The organism is Nonomuraea corallina, assembly GCF_027620315.1.
Lineage (GTDB): Bacteria > Actinomycetota > Actinomycetes > Streptosporangiales > Streptosporangiaceae > Nonomuraea > Nonomuraea corallina.
The window spans coordinates 1-20,134 of record NZ_JAPNNL010000051.1 but is presented as its reverse complement, the minus strand read 5'-3'; the positions used below and the strand labels follow the sequence as shown (position 1 = coordinate 20,134).

The following is a 20,134-nucleotide window of genomic DNA, read 5'->3' as shown; positions in this document are numbered from 1 at the left end:
CGCATCGTGGACAAAGAAGCCATTCGCCTGAAATATCGGGAAGAGCGGGACAAGCGGCTTCGCCCTGACGGCAACGACCAGTACGTCCGGCTCACCGGCCGCTTCTCCCACTACCTCGAGGACCCGTACACGCGAAGGAGCGAGCGCGAGCCCAGGACCGACGACGTGACCGTGGCGTTCGTCGGCGGCGGCTTCGCCGGCCTGCTCACCGGGGCGCGGCTGAAGGAGGCCGGCGTCGAGGACGTGCGCATCGTCGAGAAGGGCGGCGACTTCGGCGGCACGTGGTACTGGAACCGCTACCCCGGCGCGCAGTGCGACACCTCGTCGTACGTCTACATGCCGCTGCTCGAAGAGACCGGCCACATGCCGACGGAGAAGTACGCGCACGCGCCCGAGATCCTGGAGCACTGCCGGCGCATCGGCAAGCACTACGGCCTGTACGACGACGCGCTGTTCCACACGGAGGTCACCGGGCTGGAGTGGGACGGCACCCGGTCGCGGTGGATCGTCACGACCGACAGGGGGGACGCGTTCACGGCGCGGTTCGTGGCCATGGGGATCGGGCCGCTGCACGTGCCGAAGCTGCCCGGCGTGCCCGGCATCGAGGACTTCCGCGGCCACTCCTTCCACACCAGCCGGTGGGACTACGACTACACCGGCGGCGACCTGTCGGGCGCGCCCCTGGACCGGCTCGGCGACAAGCGGGTGGGCGTCATCGGCACCGGGGCCACGGCCGTGCAGTGCGTGCCGCACCTGGCGCGGTCCTGCGGGGAGCTGTACGTGTTCCAGCGCACGCCGTCGTCGGTGGACGTGCGCGACAACCGGCCGACCGACCCCGAGTGGTTCGCCTCGATCGCCTCCCCCGGCTGGCAGCGGCGCTGGCTGGAGAACTTCACCGCCATGCAGACCGGCGTGCTCGCCGACGAGGACCTGGTGATGGACGGCTGGACCGACATCGCCCGCCGGGTCCGCTCCCGGATCGCCGGGCTGCCTCCGGAGGAGCGCACCCTGGAGCGGATGCTGGCCGCGTTCGAGGACTCCGACTTCGAGAAGATGGAGGAGATCAGGGCCCGCGTGGACGCCGTGGTCGAGGACCCGGAGACGGCCCGGCGGCTCAAGGCGTGGTACCGCCAGCTCTGCAAGCGGCCCTGCTTCCACGACGAGTACCTCCAGGCGTTCAACCGGCCGAACACCCACCTGGTCGACACCGACGGCAGGGGCGTCGAGCGGATCACCCCGGGCGGGGTCGTGGTGGCGGGCCGGGAGTACGCGCTGGACTGCCTCATCTACGCCTCGGGGTTCGAGGTCGGCACCGCGTTCACCCGGCGGGCCGGCTACGACCTGGTGGGGCGGGACGGGGTCAGGCTGTCGGAGCGCTGGGCCGAGGGCATGCGCACGCTGCACGGCATCCACGTGCACGGCTTTCCCAACGCCTTCGTCGTCCAGCCCACCCAGGGCGCGAACCTCGTCTCCAACATCCCGCACAACCTCACCGAGTCCGGCGCGACCATCGCGGCGATCGTCAGGCACGCCCTCGACCACGGCCACCGCGAGGTCGAGGTGACCCGGGAGGCCGAGGACGCCTGGGTGGAGCTGCTGCTGACGGGGACCGGCGGGCTGCTCGGCGGGGCGGACTGCACGCCGGGCTACTACAACGGCGAGGGCCGGGACTCCGGGCTGCTCGGCCGCCTCTTCGTCGGCTACCCGCACGGCGCGACGGCCTTCTTCGCCTACCTCGACCAGTGGCGTTCGTCGGGCGCGTTCGAAGGACTCACCTTCCGATGAATCTCCCGTGAGGTCGCGGCCGTCCGGGGTAGCGGGCGATGGACGGCCAGAGACCTGGAGGGGGACGTTGTGACCGAACACACGCCTGAACGTGATCCGCGCTCGCGGTTCGAGGACGAGGGGATCCCGGATCTCCAGGACGGCACGCCGGAGCAGCAGTGGGCCGAGGACCCGCAGGAGGCGCCGCTCCCGGCTGACCGTCCGATCGCCGTCGACGACTACGGCACCACGGTCGACGAGCAGATCCAGGGCGAGCCGCTGGACGGCCGCCTGGAGCGTGAGGTGCCCGAGGAGGAGGCGTCCTTCGGCACCGACACGCCGGTGACCGTGCAGCGGGCCCCCCGATCCGACCCCGACGAGCGTCCGCTCACCGAGGACGGCGGCCTGGGCGTCGGGTCCGACCTCGACACGGACTTCCAGGAGGACACCGGGGTGGACGAGGATGCCGGCCGCGCCGGCCGCCTGGTGGCCGCCGACGAGGGCGCCCATCCCGACACCGAGCCCGACGAGGTGGCCCGCGACGTCGGCCCCGACATGGGCGGCTACTCCGCCGAGGAGGCCGCCATGCGGGTCGACTCCGACGTCGCGGAGGACCCCGACGCCGGCTCCGGCCGCACCGAGGCGGACGACGGCGGCTACCTGCCGGGCGAAGGCACCGGCCGGCCGCTCTGAACACACCCACCCCGAACGAAGGGACGATGGCATGGAACACCAGCGAGGCGACGACAGGCACCAGCCCGACATCCACGAGCCGGGCTCGCCCGAAGGCATGAGCGCGGAGGAGGTCGACGCCCGCAGCGACCTGGCCCGCTGGATCAGCGGCGTGCACGCCTTCCCCGCGGACAAGAAGGAGCTGGTGGAGCGGGCTCAGGAACAGTCCGCCCCCGACCCGGTGCTGTCCGCGCTGCGGTCGCTGCCCGACCGCAGCTACGACACCATGAACGACGTGGCCAAGGAGCTCGGCCTGGCCGGGCGGGGCCAGTTCGACTGATCGCATATCGGCGCCGGTGCGGGTAGGGACGGGGCATGAGAGCCCCGCCCTCACCCCGGGTCGCCCGGCCGGTGATGTACCAGCGCTGGTCGAACATGACGTTCCTGCACTGGCGCTACCCCGCCGAGACGGTCCAGGCCCTGGTGCCCCCGCAGTTCACGGTCGAGACGTTCGACGGGACCGCGTGGGTGGGGATGACCCCGTTCCTCATGGAGGACGTGCGCGCGCCGGGCCTGCCCCGGTTGCCGTGGGTGTCGAGGTTCCCGGAGACGAACCTGCGCACCTACGTGCGCGACGGGCGGGGGCGCTCGGGGATCTGGTTCTTCTCGCTCGACGCCGGCCGGCTGCCCGCCATGCTCGGCGGGCGGGCGGGCTACTGGCTGCCCTACCACTGGTCCGACATGTCGGTACGCATCGACGCCGGTCACTGGCGCTACCGGAGCCGCCGGATCTGGCCGGGGCCGCGCGGCGCCCGCTGCCACGCCGAGTCCAAGGTCGGCCTGGTGCTGACGGAGCGGGAACGGGACGGGCTCGCGCACTTCCTGACGGCCAGGTTCCGCCTGTTCTCGCAGGTCGCGGGCCGTACCGTGACGGCGGAGGTGGAGCACCCGCCCTGGCCGCTGCACCGCGCCGACCTGCTGGAGCTGGACCAGACGCTGCTGGACTCGGCGGGCCTGCCCGACGCCGGGCACGACCCGCTGGTGCACGCCTCCCCCGGGGTGCCGAGCCGCATCGGCATGTGGCGACCGATCTGACCCGCGCGCGGCCCGCAGGCTAGGCGGTCCGCACCCGGGCTCCCGTCAGGATGTACTCGATCACGTCGGTCGCCGAGTGGTCCTCCGGCAGCTCGGCCAGGAAGCCGACGTCCTGGCCGAGGGTGAGCAGGGGCGGCTCGGCGTAGCCGTCGGGGCGGTGCTGGCCGAGCCCGATGGCCGCGAGCAGCCCGTTGCACAGGCAGCGGCGGTCCTCCGCCTCCTCGGCCGGTCGGCCCTTGCGCACGTAGACGTCGACCGGCTCCGCCGGGCACCGGTAGCCGACCGCGCCGTCCTCCTTCGCGTACGGGGTGCGCAGGTAGCCCAGATCGCACAGGCGCGGCCGGTCGGCGTAGACCGCCGGGTCGGCGAGCGTGCCGGGCACGTCCGCGACCTTGAAGGGGAACCCGGTCGGCGAGGCCAGCGGGTCGTTGCGCACCCGGAGCGTCCCGGCGCAGGCTTCCCGCAGCAGGCGGTCCCTGAGCGCCGGGTCGAGCCCCGACTCGCGGCAGAGCGCGAACGCCGAGCCGACCTGGATGCCGTTCGCGCCGGCGGCCAGCGCCGCGGCCAGGCCGTCGGCGGTGCCGTACCCTCCGGCGAGCCAGAACGGCAGCCCGATCGCGGCCACCTTGGCGATGTCCACCTCGTCACGCGGCCCGTACACCGGCTCGCCCCGCTCGTCGAGCGTCAGCCGGCCGCGCGGCGGCGCGCTGTGCCCGCCCGCGACGGGCGACTCCAGCACGAACCCGTCGGGGCGGGTGCGCGGCGTGCGGGCCAGGTAGGCGGCCAGCACGTGCGAGGAGACGATCGCGAGCAGCCGGGGCCGCGGCAGCGGCGGGAGCGTCCGCCCGAACAGCCGGCGCGGCTCGACCGCCACCGGCTGCCGGTCGCCGTCGGCCACGGTGACGGCGACCTCCCCCCGGCGGTGCGCGGCCAGTTCGTCCAGCAGGTGCGGGATCTCCGCCGGGATGCCGGCGCCGACCAGGACGTAGTCGACCCCGGCCAGCATGGCGCCGTAGACGGCGGCGGGCGTGGCCATCTGGATCTTCTCCAGGTAGTTGACGCCGATCAGCCCGTCGTGCCCCTCCTTGGCCAGGTACACCTCGCAGAAGTTGGCCGCCACGGTCAGCTCGTCCAGCGCGCGGCTCTGCCGCAGGCCCAGCCGGGGCACGGGCCGGTACGGCGACCCCTCGGGGATGCCGCCGGGCACGAAGTAGCGGCGCAGCACCCGCCCGGCCACCTCGGGCACCGGGAAGGCGGCCAGCGCCCGGCGCAGGTCGCCGCCGGGGTCGCCCCGCTGCAGCCGCCGGGCCAGGGTGAGGTCCAGCGCCGTCCCCGACACCACGCCCAGTTGCCCGGCCCTGGACACCGTCCGTGCCAGCCGCCATCCCGACACTCCCACGCCCATGCCGCCCTGGATGAGGACGGGCGGGTCGCCCTGCGCACTCCTGCCCATGCTGCCCAGTGCAGCAGGTGCGGCCGCCGGCGCTGTAGGGGCCAAAGTCCCTCCCGCCGGTGACTCCCGCCCCTACCCCGGGACGCCGCGGCCCGCTGTCATGCTGGCAGACCCCCTCGCACAGCAGGAGAGATCCCGTGACCGTACGATCCAGGGCCGCGCTGCCGCAGCCCTACGACGGGATGTACGCGGCCTACGCCACCGCGCTGTCCGGCGCCCGGCTGGCCGAGTCCAGCAAGTCCCGTTACCTCAACCGGGTGCGCGCCTTCCTGACGTGGACCGCGGAGGCGTCGGCCCGGGGCGCGCTGGGCCGTGACCCGCTCGGCGACATGGCCGCCGCCGTCGGCGCGGCGCACCGCTACCAGCGCCATCTCCGGGACGGCGGGTACGCGCCCGCGACGATCGACGGCATGCTGGCGGCGGTGGACGACTTCTACGCCCGCCGCGGCATCGGCGCGACCGGCGCCCGCCGCGAGCGCTCCTGAAGCCTCTGACCGTCAGCGGGGGAACTCCAGCACCAGATACTCGTACTCGGCCGGGCCGGTGAGGTCGAACCGCTTGTCGCCGTCGCGGTCGACGAAGAACGAGAGGTAGATCTCGCCCTTCCACTCCCCGACGGGGGTGGCGGCGCCGTTCTGGGAGATCGTGGAGAACAGCACCTTGTCCTGGGTGTCCGAATGCTCGGCCACCCGGGTGTCGACCAGGTGGTTGTGGGCCCGCTCGTCCATCCAGAGGGTGCCGGACCCGTGCTCGTAGTCGGCGATGCCGGTGCCGGGGGCGTAGCAGGTGTGGTCCTCGACCTTCGCGCCCTGCTCGACGCGCAGGACCGAGTCGTCGGTCCAGGCGCAGATCTGGGCGGCGGTGTCCTTGGCCAGGGTGGGGAAGCGCAGCTCGAACGGCTCCGCCTGCATCGTGACGCGGGTGATCTCCCGGTCGCGGTCGGAGAACGCCATGGTGCTCGCCGTGCCGCCCTGCCAGACCTCGATGCCCAGCCGGGGCGAGCGGGCGACCTGGTCGCGCACCGGTGACGGGGTGCGTGACGCGCTCGGGGCCGAGCTGGAGGTCGCGTCGCCGGTGGGGCGGTCCAGGTTGAGCGCGAGCGTCACGGCCACGGTGGCCACCGCGACGGCCCCGGCGACGAGGGACGCGCCGATGACCATCCCCGCGCGGCGGCGTCCCGGCTGCGTGGTGGGCGCCCCTGCCCGCACCGACGCGGACTCCCACGTTCCCCCCGACCCTGGGTAGGACTGCGGGCCGGACGAGGGACCGGAATGCGGGCCGGACGGGGGGCCCGGCTGCGGGCCGGACCGGGGCCCTGAGGGCGGGGGCAGCGGCACGGGGGCGCCGCTCGGCGGCGGGAGCGTGCCCGGCCTGGCCGTCGGCATGGCCTCCTGGCTCCTGTTCATCAGGCCGAGCAGCACCTGCTCGGCCGTCGGCCGCCGCGCCGGGTCCTTGGCCAGGCAGGCGGCCACGAAGTCGCACAGCCGTCCCGACAGCCGCCCCAGGTCCGGCGTGCCGTTGAGGATGCGGTTGATGACGGCCGGCATCGGCTCCTGGCCGAACGGCGGCCGCCCGTTGGCGGCGAACGCGATCGTGCAGGCCCAGGCGAACAGGTCGAGCGGCGCTCCCGCGGGATGCCCGGACAACTGCTCGGGAGCCATGTACGCGGGGGTGCCGACGATCCCGCTGGCCGGGGCGGCGGTGCCCTCGAACGGCCGCGCGATGCCGAAGTCGATCACCCGCGGCCCGTCGGCGGCCAGCAGCACGTTGCCGGGCTTGAAGTCGCGGTGCACGATCCCCGCCGCGTGGATGGCGCCCAGCGCGGTCGCGGTCGCCACGGCCAGCCGGTCGAGGTCGGTCCCGGTCAGGACGCCGCGCTCGCGCACCGCCTCCTGCAGCGACGGGCCCTGCACGTACTCGCTGATCACGTACGGCGGGTCGGACTCGGGGTCGGCGGCGAGCACCCGGGCGGTGCAGAAGGGCGCGACCCGTTGCAGCGCGGCCAGCTCTCGGTGGAAGTAGCGCCTGGCGTCGGCGTCGTCGCCGAAGTCGGCGTGCAGGAGCTTGACCGCCACCCGCTCACCGGAGGCCGACTCCGCCAGGAACACGGTGCCCTGACCGCCCTCGCCGAGGCGGCCGCTGAGGGTGTAGCCGGCGATCTCGCGGGGGTCGTTGGCGCGGAGGGGGCGGACTCCGCTGATCGATGGCATGTCTCGATTGTGCCGGATGGCCGGGTGCCGGGACCGTGCTTGACGACCGCCTCGGGGAGGGGTTATGTTCGGAAGCAATTTAAAGGAAACTTTACTAATAGTTTCCTGCGACTCCCATCCCCGTTCACCCCCCAACCGGATGCCGGAGCACCATGAACCAGAGAGTCCTGGCCGTCCTCGCCACGCTACTCATGCCGCTCGCCGTGCTGGTCGCCGTCCCCGTGACGGCCTCCGCCTCCTCGTCGGCCGCCTCGTCCGTCGCCGCGCTCGCCGAGTGGACGCCGTGGACCGCCTACACCGCCGGCACCCGGGTCACGTACCAGGGTGTCACGTACGAATGCCGCCAGAGCCACACCTCGCAGCCCGGCTGGGAGCCGCCGAACGTCCTGGCGCTGTGGCTGCCGACCACCGGAGGCGGCGGTGACACGCAGGCCCCGTCGGTGCCCGGCAACCTGCGCTCCACCGGCGTCACCAGCAGCAGCGTCTCCCTCGCCTGGAACGCCTCCACCGACAACGTCGCCGTCACCGGCTACGAGGTCTACCGCGGCTCCACCCTCGTCACCACCGTGACCGGCACCAGCCACACCGACAGCGGACTGAGCGCCGACACCGCCTACACCTACACCGTCCGCGCCCGCGACGCCGCCGGCAACCGCTCCGCCGCCAGCGCCGCCGTCACCGCCAGGACCTCCACCGGAGGCGGCGGCGACACCCAGGCACCGTCCGTGCCCGGCAACCTGCGCTCCACCGGCGTCACCAGCAGCAGCGTCTCCCTCGCCTGGAACGCCTCCACCGACAACGTCGCCGTCACCGGCTACGAGGTCTACCGCGGCTCCACCCTCGTCACCACCGTGACCGGCACCAGCCACACCGACAGCGGACTGAGCGCCGACACCGCCTACACCTACACCGTCCGCGCCCGCGACGCCGCCGGCAACCGCTCCGCCGCCAGCGCCGCCGTCACCGCCAGGACCTCCACCGGAGGCGGCGGAGGCGGGAACAAGGTCCTCGGCTACTTCGTCAACTGGGGCGTCTACCAGCGCGGCTACCACGTCAAGAACATCGACACCAGCGGCTCCGCGGCCAAGCTCACGCACATCAACTACGCCTTCGGCGACGTGCGGAACGGCCAGTGCGCGCTCACCGACACCAACGCCGACTACGACCGCTTCTACAGCGCTGCGGAGAGCGTGGACGGCGTCGCCGACACCTGGGACAACGGAGCCCTGCGCGGCAACTTCAACCAGCTGCGCAAGCTCAAGCAGAAGCACCCGCACATCAAGGTGCTGTTCTCGTTCGGCGGCTGGACCCTGTCCGGCGGCTTCGGCCAGGCCGCGCAGAACCCGGCCGCGTTCGCCGACTCCTGCTACCGCCTGGTCGAGGACCCGCGCTGGGCGGACGTGTTCGACGGCATCGACATCGACTGGGAGTACCCCAACGCCTGCGGCCTCGGCTGTGACAGCAGCGGCCCCGCCGCGTTCCGGAACCTCATGCAGGCGCTGCGCGCCCGGTTCGGCTCCGGCAACCTGGTGACCGCCGCGATCACGGCCGACGGCACGAACGGCGGCAAGATCGACGCCGCCGACTACGCGGGCGCCGCCCAGTACGCCGACTGGTACAACGTCATGACCTACGACTACTTCGGCGCCTTCGCGGCCCAGGGGCCGACCGCCCCGCACTCGCCGCTCACCTCCTACAACGGGATCCCGACGCCCGGGTTCTACTCCGACGCCGCGATCCAGAAGCTGAAGAGCAAGGGCATCCCGGCGAGCAAGCTGCTGCTCGGCATCGGCTTCTACGGCCGCGGCTGGACCGGCGTGACCCAGTCCGCCCCGGGCGGCACGGCCACCGGCGCGGCGCCCGGCACCTGGGAGGCGGGCATCGAGGACTACAAGGTGCTCAAGACCCGCTGCCCCGTCACCGGCACCGTCGCGGGCACCGCGTACGCCCACTGCGGCAACCAGTGGTGGAGCTACGACACGCCGGCCACGATCGGCGGCAAGATGGGCTACTCGAAGAACCAGGGCCTCGGCGGCGCGTTCTTCTGGGAGCTCAGCGGTGACACGAGCAACGGGGAGCTGATCACCGCGATGCGTGACGGCCTGCGCTGATCCCCCACCTCCCGGCAGGGCCGGCCCCGCGATCCGGGGCCGGCCCTCTCACGTCGGGGGCCCGGCGTCAGCGCGTCAGGAACTCGGCGCCCGAGGCCCAGCGCCTGAACCTGACCGGGGCGCGCGGCGGCGCGGCGGGCTCCAGGTTGATCACGCGGGCGTCCCGCGGCACGTGCCGCAGGTCGTGCGTGATCATGATGGTGGTGCGGCCCGTCATCAGCCGCCGCAGCGGCTCCATCACGCGGGCGACGGTGGCCTCGTCCAGCCCCGTCATGGGCTCGTCCAGCACCAGCACCGGAGCGTCGCGCAGGATCGCCCTGGCGATCGCCACCCGCTGCCGCTGCCCGCCGGACAGCAGCCTGCCGCGCTGGCCCACCGGCGAGTCGTAGCCGTGCGGGAGCGTCTTGACGAACTCGTGCACGCCGGCCAGTTCGGCCGCCGCCATCACCTCCTCTGTCGAGGCGTCCGGCCGTCCGTAGGCGATGTTGTCGCGTACCGAGCCCGAGAACAGCAGCGTCTCCTGGTGCAGGATCGTGATGTTGTCGCGGACCGACGCCCTGGTCAGGTCGCGCAGGTCGATCCCGTCCAGCAGCACCCGGCCGCCACTCGGGTCGTAGAAGCGCAGCAGCAGCTTGGCCAGCGTCGACTTGCCCGCGCCGCTCGGCCCGGTGCACGCCACCAGCTCACCCGGCTCGACGGTGAACGACAGGTCCACCAGCGTCGGCCGCTTGCGGCCCGGATAGGTGAAGGTGACGTGGTCGAAGGCGATCGCGCCGCGGCTGCGGCCGGGGAGCGGCGTCGCGCCCTCCCGGTCGGTCACCGCGGGCCGCACCTTGAGCACCTCGATGACCCGGTCCGAACCCGCCGCCGCCTCCGACACGGTGAGGGCGATCTCGCCGAGGCTCTGCACGGCCGGGTAGAGCATGGCCAGGTAGGCGGCGAAGGCCAGCAGCCCGCCGAGCGTGAGCCGCCCAGTGGCGATCTCCCAGGCGCCCACGCCGAGGACGACGATCAGTCCGACGGTCTCCAGCACCTGCATCAGCGGCCCGTACACACCCGCCAGCCACGCCTGGCGCAGGTTGGCGCGCAGCCAGCCGCGCCCGGCGCGGTGCAGCCGCCGCGACTCGCTCGCCTCGCGGTTGTACGCGTGCACGAGGGCCTGGTTGGCCAGTCCTTCCTCGATGACGCTGTTCATGTCGCCGTTGCTGGCCCGTTCGGTGGCCGAGGCGGTCCTGAACCGGGACGCGAAAACCTTCGAGGCGATGAGGAACGCCGGGAACAGCGCCAGCGTGATCAGGGCCAGGTCCCAGCGGATGAAGAACGCCGCCCCGGCGAAGAAGACCGCGCTCGCGGCCGTGGTCACCAGTTTGACCAGCCCGGAGCCCATCAGCTCCTCGATGGCCTCGATGTCGTCGGTAAGCCGGGCCATCAGGTCGCCCAGGCGGCGGTTCTCCGCGAAGTCCGGCGACAGCTTCTGCAGGTGCGCGAACACCCGGTCGCGCAGGCGCAGCAGGAACCGCTCGGCTCCGACCGCCGTCGCGTAGGTGCCGGCGATCGACGTCACCCCCGCCACGGCCGCCAGCCCCAGCCACGCGGACGCGGGCGTCCAGAAGGCGGACATGTCGCGGGTGGTGAGCACCTCGTCGGTGATGTGGCCGAACAGCCGGATGGCGATCACCTCGCAGAGGGCGGCCAGCACCGCGAACACCACACCCGCCGCGAAGAACCGGCGCATGCCGCGGGTGTCCGGCCAGAACTCCCTGAAGGTACGGCGGAGCGTGACCGTCGGCGCGAGCGGCCCGCGCTCGCTCCGGTCGGCCAACTGGAGGGGGAGCCGACGGTTGACCCGCCGACCCCCCCGACTTTCCTTTACCACCCCCACCACCTGTTGCAGCAGGAGTAGCAGCGACAACAGCGGTACCTGCGTCTGTAGCAGCACCGGCGCCGTCTTCCGCATCCACTCGTAAGAGCCATTTCTGCCTCCCCCGAATCGATCGAACCGTCTTTTTCGGACGGTAGCAGCTATATGCCCTCAATTCACCGCAGAAACATCCGTAAAACGCGCCTTGACCTGCAACACCCGTTCTTTATAGCGCGCCCCGGAAAACGGTCACAGAACGGCAAGACTCGAACGGTGATGTATTTCTAACTTCATCCACCCGATGACAAGAATTCCCCTGAACGAGATTCTGGCCGTGGTACGGATGTGACCGGCGAGACGCGAGTCCACCGTCGCCCGGAGGATTCAGTCCATGGATCTATCGGCCGAAGGGGAAACCGTGACCGTGTCGCGCGCCGCCAGCACCGTCAACGCCGCCAGACCCGCCAATCCGGACCCCGCCACGTACGGCGCCGAGGTCCCCACGTCGAACAGCACGCCCGCGCCCGCCGGCCCCGCGATCCTGGCGAAGGCGCTCGCCGACTGGCCGGCCCCCAGCCGGGCGCCGCGCCGGTCCGGCGGGCCCGCCGCGGCCAGCAGGCTCGCCACGGTCGGCGTGACCAGGCCGTTGCCCGCCGAGAGCACGCACACGGCCAGCACGCACAGCCACGCCGGACCCGCCGGGACGACGGGCAGGCAGGCCGCCATGACCACCGCCCCGGCCGCCGCCACCCGGGCGTCGCCCCACCGCCTGGCCAGCAGCGTCACCGGCCCCGCCTGCACGGCCACCATGGACAGCCCGGCCGCGGCCATGGCCAGGCCGATCGCCTCCGCACCCCAGCCGTAGCGGTCCCTGCCGAGGAAGGCCAGCGTGGTCTCCATGCCGACGAACGCCGCCATGGTGAGGAAGCCCGTCCCGGCCAGGAGCAGCACCTCGCCGCTCCGCGCGCCGGCGCCGCCGGCGGCCTCCGCGCGCCGGCCCGGCTCGGGAAGCAGGAAGAAGGCCGCCACCAGGTTGGCTGCGGCCAGGGCCGCGGCCGCGTACGCCGACGCCGGGAACCCCCAGGGGGCCAGCGCCGCGCCCAGCGCGGGGCCCGCGACGAACGCCGCGCCGATGGCCATGCCCAGGCGCGCCATCGCGCCGGTGCGCCGGTCCTCCGGCACGGCGTCGGCCAGGTAGGCCTGGGCGACCGAGATGCTCCCGCCGAAGGCCCCGGCCAGCGCCCTGGCGGTGACCAGCCAGGCCAGGGAGGTCGCCGCGCCGGACATGGCCAGCGACAGCGCCGAGCCGGCGAGGGCGATCAGCAGCACCGGACGTCGTCCGTACCGGTCGGAGAGCCGCCCGAGCAGGGGCGCGGCCAGGAACTGCGCCACGGAGTAGGCGCTCACCGTGACCCCGTACCAGACGCCCGTCGCGCCGAGGTCGGCGGCGAAGAACGGCAGGGACGGCAGGATCACCGTGAACCCCAGCAGGTCGACGAAGACCGTGAGGATGATCACGAGCTGGACCGGCCGCCGCATCGGCACTCCAAGGGAGGTGGATCTGGGTTCGGCGTGTCATGCTACAAGTCGTCGCGGTGTTCTCCGCGACAGCACTGAAGTGCCGATATGCTGGCGGAACCGTTCTAGTGGTGATAGACAGCGCAATGCCGGGACAAACAACCAAGCCCCCCATCCGCCCGGGCCGGCAGGACGCCCCGGCGAGGTGGACGGCTGTGACAGGACGGTCCTGAACGATCGATGGAGCCCTCCCAGAACTACTTCGACCGTCTGGCCGATCTGGACGCGCGGCTGGGACGGGCGCGCGGCGACGACGCGATGGCCCTGGAGCGGGCCGCCGGCATTCTGGCCGGGCGCACCTCATGCCGGATCGCCGAGGCGCACGCCTACCTGCGCAGGATCGCCGCCGACCAGGGGCGCGAGGTGTTCGAGCTGGCGGCCGAGGTGCTGGCCGCGCTGGAGGGCGACGCCGAGGATGGCCCCGAGCGGCTGCGCGCCGCCGTCGCCTCGGCGCTGCGGCCCCCGCTGCGGGCCCCCTCCTCGGCGGGCGGCGACTGGGCGCGCGTCGCGCAGCAGGTGCTCGACGCCCTGGGCGGCAGCCACACCGTGCTGATGCCGGTGCGCGGCGCGGGCGGGCGCATCGAGGACTACGTGTTCACGGCAGCGGGCCCCGAACTGGTGGACATCTCCGGCCGGCGCGGCACCGAGATCGTCGGCCTGCGGGTCAGCGAGGTCTATCCGACGCTCATGGGCGGTCCCGTGTGGGACGCCTGGGAGCGGTGCGTCGCCGACGGGATGCCGCGCCAGGTCGGCCCCATCCCCTACGTCAGCGTCCTGCCCAGGGCGCCGGCCGAGATGTCCATCTCGGTGCAGGTCAGGTCGGTGGGGCCCGGCGTGATCAACACCTGGGTGCGGCACGACGTGGAGACCCGGCTGGAGGTTCGGAGCGCGCAGACCGAGCGGCTGGGCAACCTCGGGTGGGGCGAGTGGGACCTGGTCACCGGCGAGATCTCCTGGTCGCCCGGCCTCTACCGGGTCTACGAGCGCGACCCGGCCGGCGGGCCGCTCTCCCAGCAGGCGCTCGACGCCCTCACGCTCCCGGAGGACGTGCCGGTGCGGGCGCAGGCCGCCGTGGACTTCGCCCTGGGCAGGACCGCCGATCTCACGTACCGGGTCAGGATCGGCGCCCGGGTCAAGCACCTGCGCATGATCGCCGACGCGGTGCGCGACTCCGGGGGCCGCCCGGTCAGGGTCTTCGGCGTGTTCCAGGACGTCACCGCGCGCGAGACGACCCGCATCCAGCTGGCCAGGGTCGAGGAGGAGCTGCTGGAGCACCGGCGCAGCCTGGAGGTCGAGCACCGGCTCGCCGCGGAGCTCCAGCACATCGTGCTGCCCATCCCGGCCGAGCCGATCGACCTGCCTCGGCTGCGGGTGGCGGTCCGCTACCTGCCCGCCGTCCAGGCCCAGCGGGTCGGCGGCGACTGGTACCACGCGGCGATCGCCGGCGACGGCAGCGTGGTGCTCGCCATCGGCGACGTCGCGGGCCACGGCGTGCGCGCGGCGGCGTGCATGGCCCAGCTCCGGCACGCGCTGGCGGCGCTGGCCGTCACCACCACCAGCGACCCGGCCGAGCTGCTCTCCCATCTCAACCACCTGCTGTACGTGGGAGGCGAGGGGACGCGCACCGCCACCGCCGTGGTGGGCCGCTACCTGCCCGACACCGGCGAGCTGCGCTGGGCCCAGGCCGGGCACCCGCCGCCGCTGCACACCCGGGGCGGGCGCACCATCGAGCTGGACCGCCCGCACGGCCCGCTGCTCGGCGCCGTCTCCACCGCCGCCTACGGCACCGCCGCCATGACGATCGAGCCGGGAGACCTGTTGCTGCTCTACACCGACGGCCTGGTCGAGCGGCGTGACCGGACCCTGCGCGAAGGACTCATCCCGGTGATCTCCATCCTCGACCGCACCTCCGCCCAGCGCAGTCCTCAGCCCGTCGCCGACGTGATCACCCAGCTCCCCGACGCCAATCCGCACGACGACACCTGCGTGCTCGCCGCGCGCCGGCTGCCCGTTGGGGAGAGCGGCCATGGCTGACGAGCTGGAGCCGCTGCTCAGCCGGGACTTCGACCGGGACTCCCTGGTCGCGCTGCGCCGTGAGGTGGAGCGCCGCAGCGAGCAGGAAGGGCTGGCCGGGCTGGCGCTGTACCGGTTCGTGGTCGCCGTCAACGAGATCACCACCAATGCCGTACGGCACGGCGGCGGGAGCGGCCGGCTGAGCCTGTGGAAGGGCCCCGGCCGGCTCCGCTGCGAGGTCACCGATCGCGGCGGCGGCCTGCCCGCCGGCGCCGAGCAGGCGCCCGCACCGCCGTCCACCGCCGCCAACGGCCGCGGCCTGCTGCTGGCCAGGCACGGCGCCAGCCGGATCGACGTCCGCAGCGGCGCCGACGGCACCAGCGTCGTGCTGGAGGTCAACTGCCCCTGACCGGTGCGCTGCCCGACCCTCTTCCGAGGGTCGGGCCTTTTCTTTTATTATAGTTATGATTCAATCTTTTGAGGAGCGGCATGGCCAGGATCGGCACGGTGCACTGTTACGGCAGGTTCGCCATCGACGCCGTGTCGGGGGCGGAGGCCGTGCTCGGGGACCGTGAGGTCGTGACCTGCCCGACCCCGGAGAGCTTCCTCGCCGAGCTGCACCGCGTGGAAGCCGTGCTGGGCCTCGGCATGCGGGTGCCCGACTGGTCGGCCGCCCCCCGGCTGCGGCTGATCCACCTCGTCGGCTCGGGCGCCGACAGCATCGTCCCCGCGCACGGGCTGCCGCCGGACGTGCAGGTGGCGGGCGCCCGCGGGCTGTCCGCGCCGGCCATGGCGGAGTTCGCCCTCGCCATGCTCCTCGCGCTGGCCAAGCGGCTGCCCGAGGTGCTGGCCAGCCAGCGGGCGCGGGTGTGGGAACGGCACCGTCCCGTCATCCTGTCCGGGACGACCCTCCTCGTGGCCGGGGCGGGGCCGGTCGGCCGCGAGGTCGCCCGCCGAGCCGGGGCGCTGGGCATGACCGTGATCGGGGTGCGCGGCCACCCGGAGCCGGTGCCCGAGTTCGACGAGACGCATCCCGCCGCCCGCTTCGCCGAGCTGGCCGCGCGGGCCGACGCCATCGTGCTGGCCGTGCCCGCGACCCCGCGGACCCGCCACCTGCTGGACGGCGCGGTGCTGGACCGGTGCCGGCCGTCGTGCCTCATCGTCAACGTCTCGCGCGGCGAGGTGGTGGACGAGCACGCGCTGGCCGAACGGCTGCGCGCCGGCTCGATCGGCGGCGCCGCGCTCGACGTGTTCGAGAAGGAGCCCCTGCCGGAGGACAGCCCGCTGTGGGACGCGCCCGGCGCCATCCTCACCCCGCACGTGGCGTGGAGCTCGCCCGGCTACAGCCGGAAGGTGGTCGAGCTGTTCGCCCGCAACCTGGAACGGGTCGAGCGCGGCGAACCGGTGGCCCACCCGATCGACCTGACGCGCGGCTACTGAGCATGGCCCCCTCCTGGTTCACCGACGCGCTCGCCGTCCCCGCCGACACCGGCGAGGTGATCGTCGACGGGGTGCCGATCCGCTACCGCGCCTGGGGCCCCGCCGGCCGGCCCGGCCTCGTCCTCGTGCACGGCGGCGCCGCCCACGGCCGGTGGTGGGACCACATCGCGCCGCACTACGCCGCCCACCACCGGATCGTCGCCCCGGACCTGGCCGGACACGGCGACAGCGGCCACGCCCCGCGCTACAGCCACGCCTCCTGGGCCGGGCAGGTGCTCGCGGCCGCGGCCGACGCCGGCCTGGACGGGCCGCCGGTGCTGGTCGGGCACAGCATGGGCGGGCTGGTCTGCCTGCGCGCGGCTCTCTCGTACGGGGAGCGGCTGGCCGGGGTGGTGTGCGTCGACTCGATCCTGCGCGACGAGGCGGACACGCCGGAGCACGTGCGGCGGCGGCAGCGGGCGCTGAGCCGCCCGCGCCTCTACCCGACCAGGGAGGAGGCGGTGGCCCGCTTCCATCCGATCCCCGAGGCGGGGCGGGCGCACCGGTTCATCGTCGAGCACCTCGCCGAGACCTCGGTCCGGGCCGTCGAGGGCGGCTGGACCTGGAAGTTCGACCCTCTTCTGTTCGGCCAGGCGGAGCTGGCGATGGCCGAGCTGGTCCCGCCCGCCTGCCCGGTCGCGCTCGTGCGGGCCCGTGACGGGCTGCCGCCGCCGGAGATGACGGACGCCATGCACCGGCGCCTGGGCTGCTCGCTGCCCGTCGTCGAGATCGCCGACTGCGGCCACCACGTCATGCTCGACCAGCCGCTGTCGTTCATGGCCGCGCTGGACGAGGTGCTCGCCGCTTGGGGGCCGGCGATGAGAGGACGGGCGCCTACTTCAAGGACCACGACGTCAAGGACCACGACGTCCAGGACCACGACGTCAAGGACCACGACATCCGGGAACACGACATCCGGGAACGCGACATCAAGGACCACGACCTCAAGGACCGCGACATGACGGATCTGGACCTGCCGGAGCGGCTGCGTGCGGTCCTGGGCGTCGAGCCCGCCGCGCGGGCGCTGGAACTGGACGGCCGGTGGTGCTCCTGGGGAGACCTGGCCGAGGGCGCCCGCGCGCTGGACGAGCGGCTGCGCTCCATCGGGGCGTCCGAGGGCGCGCGGGTGGGCGTGGTGATGCGCAACCGCCCGGGGGTCGTCGGCGCGGTGATCGGGACGCTGGCCGGCCGGTACGCCATCGTGTCGCTCAGCCATCTACGGCCCGCCGAGGCGCTGGCCCGGGACGTCCGCGAGCTGAACCTGGTCGCCGTGGTCGCCGACCCGGCCGACTGGGAGGCGGAGAGCCTGCGGGCGGCCGCCCGCTCGGCCGGCGTGCTCGGGCTGTCCGTCCCCGCGTACGAGCCGGCCGCGCACACCGTGGTCACCGCGTGCGCCCTGGAACCCGGCGTGGTCGCGGCGCGGGCGCAACCGGGGGTGGCGGTGAGCATGCTGACGAGCGGCACCACCGGCCCGCCCAAGCGCGTCCCCATCGGCTACCGCAACCTGGCGGCCGGCTTCGCGGGCGCCGCCCACTACGCGTCGGGCGAGCCGTGGCGGCCCCGGCTCCGCTCCGGGGTGGCCGTCCTGGTCGCGCCCATCCTGCACACCAGCGGGCTGTTCCGCCTCCTGCTCAACCTGCTCGAAGGGCGGAGCGTGGCGATGCTGGAGCGGTTCACGGTGGACGGCCTGGTGCGGCTCGTCACCGCGTACGACGCGCGGGTGCTCGCGCTCACGCCCACCTCGCTGCGGATGGTGCTGGACGCCGGGGTGGACCCGGAGGTGTTCGCCGGGGTCCGCGCCGTCGTGTGCGGCACCGCGCCGCTCCGGCCGGAGCTGGCGCGCCGGTTCGAGGACGCCTACGACGTCGCCGTGCTGGTCACGTACGGGGCGACCGAGTTCGCCGGCGGGATCGCCGGGTGGACCATGCAGGACTGGGAGCGCCACCGCGACGACAAGCCCGGCAGCGTGGGCCGTTTGCACCCCGGGGTGGAGGTGCGGGTGCGCGACCCCGAGACCGGCGAGCCGCTGCCGCCCGGCCAGGTCGGCCGGCTGGACGTGCGCACCCCGCAGTCGCCGGACCCCGACCGCTGGCAGGAGACCACCGACCTGGCGCGGGTCGACGAGGACGGCTTCCTGTGGATACTCGGCCGGACCGACGACGTGATCATCCGGGGCGGGTTCAAGGTGTCGACCGGCGCGGTGGCCGAGGTGCTCAAAGACCACCCCTCGGTACGCGACGCCGCCGTGGTCGGCCTGCCCGACGTCCGCCTCGGCGAGGTGCCGGTCGCGGCCGTCGAGATGGCCGACGGCGCCGCCTTCGACCCGGCCGAGCTGGAGCGGTGGGCGCGCGGCAGGCTCACGCCCTACCAGGTGCCGGTCCGGTTCACGGCGGTGGAGGCGCTGCCCCGTACGCCGTCGCTGAAGGTGAGCCAGGAGCGGCTGAAAGCGATGCTCACGTGAGGAGCGGGGGGGGGGGGGGGGGGCCCCCCCCCCCCCCCCCCGGGGGGGGGGGGGGGGGCGGGGGGGGGGGGGGGGGCCGCCGCCCCGGGTTCAGGCCCTCAGAAGCCCGCGGTGATGCGGGTGAACTCCCACTCGGCCTGGGCGATGCCGCTGCAGTGGGAGACCACGCCGCCGCCCGGGCACGGGCGGTCCCGGTTGACGCCCCAGTACGCGAGCCGGTTGAGGCCCTTGGACCTGGCCCAGTCGCGGATCTGCGTCCACGTCTGCGGGGTGGTCAGCTCCTGCTGGTCGGACAGGCCGTTCATGCCGGAGATGCCCATGCGGGCGTACGCCTGGGCGTCGGTGTAGCCGTAGGCGTTCTTGAGGGCGTTCTTCAGGCCCTCGGCGGCGTTGACGGTGTCCTGGTAGATGTTCGCGCTGCCGAAGTCGAACGGCATGATGGTGAAGTTGTCGATCGGCACGTTCAGGGCCCTGGCCTGGTTGATCAGGCGGACGCCGTGCGCGTTGGGGCCGGTCCTGGAGGTGCCGAAGGTGACGACGACCTTGACGTTCGGGTTGTTCTGCTTGACGATCTTGAGTCCGTTCAGGATGCGGTCCTGCACGGTGTAGTTCTCGAACTCGTCGGTGTTCTCGATGTCGAAGTCGACCACGGCCGGGCCGACCGCGTTGATGACCTGCTGCACGGCTCCGGCGAAGGCCTGCGGGGTGGAGCAGTTCGGGCCGAGCTTGTTGCCCTGCCAGCCGCCGAAGGAGATCTGGACGCTGCCGCCCTTGGACTTGATCCTGTTGATCGCCTGCTGGTCGGCGCCGCCGGTGAGGGGGCGCTGGCCGTCCCAGGCCGGGGTGCAGCCGCCGCTGGACAGGATGAACGCCATGGTGAACGACCTGACGCCGGTCGCGTCCATGACGACGCCGGGGTCGGGCGGGCTGCCCCAGCCCATCCAGAGGTAGGGGGCGCCGGGCATCCGGCCCGGGTCGGGGTCGGGGCCGCCGCCCTGGGAGGTGCGGGCGGTGACGGAGGCGCTGTGGCCGGACAGGTTGCCGGCGGCGTCGCGGGCCCTGACGGTGTAGGTGTAGCTGGTGTCCGCCGCGCGGCCGGTGTCGGTGTACGAGGTGCCGCTGACGGTCGTCACCAGGGCGCCGCCCCGGTAGACTTGGTAGCCGGTGACGCCGACGTTGTCGGTGGCGGCGTTCCAGGCGAGCGAGACGCTGCTGGAGGTGACGCCGGTCGAGCGCAGGTTGCCCGGCACGGAGGGCGCCTGGGTGTCGCCGCTGCCGCCGCTGACCTGCTTCCACAGGGCGGGCACGGCCGGGGGCTCCCAGCCGGGCTGGGAGGTGTGGCTCTGGACGCACTCGTAGTCGACGCCGTTGTGGGTGACACGGGTGCCGGCGGTGTAGGAGGTCCAGGCCGTCCAGGCGGGGTAGGCGGCGGTGGCC

16 protein-coding genes are annotated in these 20,134 nt (G+C 73.4%); 11 read left to right on the top strand and 5 right to left on the bottom strand.

The genetic code is table 11. The features are described from left to right. Positions 1-6 precede the first annotated feature (6 nt). From OUY22_RS15385 to OUY22_RS15370, 4 genes are all read left to right on the top strand, one after another. Positions 7-1,785: a flavin-containing monooxygenase gene (locus OUY22_RS15385; protein WP_270155636.1), complete on the top strand. Its 1,779-nt coding sequence runs from the start codon at positions 7-9 to the stop codon at positions 1,783-1,785. Between the two features lie 69 nt (positions 1,786-1,854). Next, entirely contained in the window at positions 1,855-2,457 is a 603-nt protein-coding gene (locus OUY22_RS15380) for a DUF5709 domain-containing protein (protein WP_270155634.1), read from the top strand. A gap of 31 nt (positions 2,458-2,488) precedes the next feature. Continuing rightward, positions 2,489-2,776: a DUF2795 domain-containing protein gene (locus OUY22_RS15375; RefSeq protein ID WP_270155633.1), complete on the top strand. Its 288-nt coding sequence runs from the start codon at positions 2,489-2,491 to the stop codon at positions 2,774-2,776. 35 nt (positions 2,777-2,811) lie between these two features. Continuing rightward, positions 2,812-3,531, top strand: a complete 720-nt coding sequence (locus OUY22_RS15370) for a YqjF family protein (RefSeq protein ID WP_270155632.1) — start codon at positions 2,812-2,814, stop codon at positions 3,529-3,531. A 19-nt stretch (positions 3,532-3,550) separates the two neighbouring features. Here OUY22_RS15370 and OUY22_RS15365 read toward each other — a convergent pair whose 3' ends face one another. Next, entirely contained in the window at positions 3,551-4,984 is a 1,434-nt protein-coding gene (locus OUY22_RS15365) for a nitronate monooxygenase (protein WP_270155631.1), read from the bottom strand. 137 nt (positions 4,985-5,121) lie between these two features. Here OUY22_RS15365 and OUY22_RS15360 point away from each other — a divergent pair, with 137 nt between their 5' ends. After that, positions 5,122-5,469, top strand: coding sequence for a hypothetical protein (locus OUY22_RS15360; RefSeq protein ID WP_270155630.1), 348 nt, complete (start codon positions 5,122-5,124; stop codon positions 5,467-5,469). A 12-nt stretch (positions 5,470-5,481) separates the two neighbouring features. On the opposite strand, the gene OUY22_RS15355 is transcribed toward OUY22_RS15360, so the two are convergent. Beyond that, complete coding sequence (locus OUY22_RS15355) at positions 5,482-7,194, bottom strand: serine/threonine protein kinase (protein ID WP_270155629.1); 1,713 nt, start codon at positions 7,192-7,194, stop codon at positions 5,482-5,484. Positions 7,195-7,346: 152 nt separating this feature from the next. Between OUY22_RS15355 and OUY22_RS15350 the strand changes: the two genes are divergently transcribed. After that, entirely contained in the window at positions 7,347-9,305 is a 1,959-nt protein-coding gene (locus tag OUY22_RS15350; RefSeq protein ID WP_270155628.1) for a glycosyl hydrolase family 18 protein, read from the top strand. A 67-nt stretch (positions 9,306-9,372) separates the two neighbouring features. Here the strand turns inward: OUY22_RS15350 and OUY22_RS15345 are convergent, their stop codons facing one another. Both OUY22_RS15345 and OUY22_RS15340 read right to left on the bottom strand, forming a co-directional pair. Continuing rightward, positions 9,373-11,127: an ABC transporter ATP-binding protein gene (locus OUY22_RS15345; RefSeq protein ID WP_270155627.1), complete on the bottom strand. Its 1,755-nt coding sequence runs from the start codon at positions 11,125-11,127 to the stop codon at positions 9,373-9,375. Between the two features lie 423 nt (positions 11,128-11,550). After that, a complete protein-coding gene (locus OUY22_RS15340; RefSeq protein ID WP_270155626.1) occupies positions 11,551-12,705 on the bottom strand; it encodes an MFS transporter in 1,155 nt (384 codons plus the stop codon). A gap of 219 nt (positions 12,706-12,924) precedes the next feature. On the opposite strand from OUY22_RS15340, the gene OUY22_RS15335 reads away from it, so the two are divergent. From OUY22_RS15335 to OUY22_RS15315, 5 genes are all read left to right on the top strand, one after another. Next, positions 12,925-14,778, top strand: a complete 1,854-nt coding sequence (locus OUY22_RS15335) for a SpoIIE family protein phosphatase (RefSeq protein WP_270155625.1) — start codon at positions 12,925-12,927, stop codon at positions 14,776-14,778. Continuing rightward, positions 14,771-15,166 (top strand): ATP-binding protein, encoded by a 396-nt coding sequence (locus OUY22_RS15330; RefSeq protein WP_270155624.1) that lies wholly within the window; start codon positions 14,771-14,773, stop codon positions 15,164-15,166. Before OUY22_RS15335 ends, OUY22_RS15330 begins: the two co-directional genes overlap by 8 nt. An 80-nt stretch (positions 15,167-15,246) precedes the next feature. Then, a complete protein-coding gene (locus OUY22_RS15325) occupies positions 15,247-16,197 on the top strand; it encodes a D-2-hydroxyacid dehydrogenase (protein ID WP_270155623.1) in 951 nt (316 codons plus the stop codon). A 2-nt stretch (positions 16,198-16,199) separates the two neighbouring features. Continuing rightward, positions 16,200-17,198 (top strand): alpha/beta fold hydrolase, encoded by a 999-nt coding sequence (locus OUY22_RS15320; protein ID WP_270155622.1) that lies wholly within the window; start codon positions 16,200-16,202, stop codon positions 17,196-17,198. Then, positions 17,195-18,697 carry a class I adenylate-forming enzyme family protein gene (locus tag OUY22_RS15315; protein WP_270155654.1) on the top strand — a complete coding sequence of 501 codons (1,503 nt, stop codon included), beginning with the start codon at positions 17,195-17,197 and terminating at the stop codon, positions 18,695-18,697. The genes OUY22_RS15320 and OUY22_RS15315 overlap by 4 nt, the downstream gene beginning before the upstream one ends. Before the next feature lie 98 nt (positions 18,698-18,795). Here the strand turns inward: OUY22_RS15315 and OUY22_RS15310 are convergent. Then, positions 18,796-20,134: carbohydrate-binding protein (locus OUY22_RS15310; protein WP_270155621.1), on the bottom strand; the 1,339-nt coding region annotated here is incomplete at its 5' end.

Coding starts and splice junctions, on each gene's coding strand:
- OUY22_RS15340 (WP_270155626.1), bottom strand. CDS start 12,705: ATGCGGCGGCCGGTCCAGCTCGTGATCATCCTCACGGTCTTCGTCGAC.
- OUY22_RS15320 (WP_270155622.1), top strand. CDS start 16,200: ATGGCCCCCTCCTGGTTCACCGACGCGCTCGCCGTCCCCGCCGACACC.
- OUY22_RS15335 (WP_270155625.1), top strand. CDS start 12,925: ATGGAGCCCTCCCAGAACTACTTCGACCGTCTGGCCGATCTGGACGCG.
- OUY22_RS15365 (WP_270155631.1), bottom strand. CDS start 4,984: ATGGGCAGGAGTGCGCAGGGCGACCCGCCCGTCCTCATCCAGGGCGGC.
- OUY22_RS15325 (WP_270155623.1), top strand. CDS start 15,247: ATGGCCAGGATCGGCACGGTGCACTGTTACGGCAGGTTCGCCATCGAC.
- OUY22_RS15330 (WP_270155624.1), top strand. CDS start 14,771: ATGGCTGACGAGCTGGAGCCGCTGCTCAGCCGGGACTTCGACCGGGAC.
- OUY22_RS15375 (WP_270155633.1), top strand. CDS start 2,489: ATGGAACACCAGCGAGGCGACGACAGGCACCAGCCCGACATCCACGAG.
- OUY22_RS15370 (WP_270155632.1), top strand. CDS start 2,812: ATGAGAGCCCCGCCCTCACCCCGGGTCGCCCGGCCGGTGATGTACCAG.
- OUY22_RS15355 (WP_270155629.1), bottom strand. CDS start 7,194: ATGCCATCGATCAGCGGAGTCCGCCCCCTCCGCGCCAACGACCCCCGC.
- OUY22_RS15315 (WP_270155654.1), top strand. CDS start 17,195: ATGACGGATCTGGACCTGCCGGAGCGGCTGCGTGCGGTCCTGGGCGTC.
- OUY22_RS15350 (WP_270155628.1), top strand. CDS start 7,347: ATGAACCAGAGAGTCCTGGCCGTCCTCGCCACGCTACTCATGCCGCTC.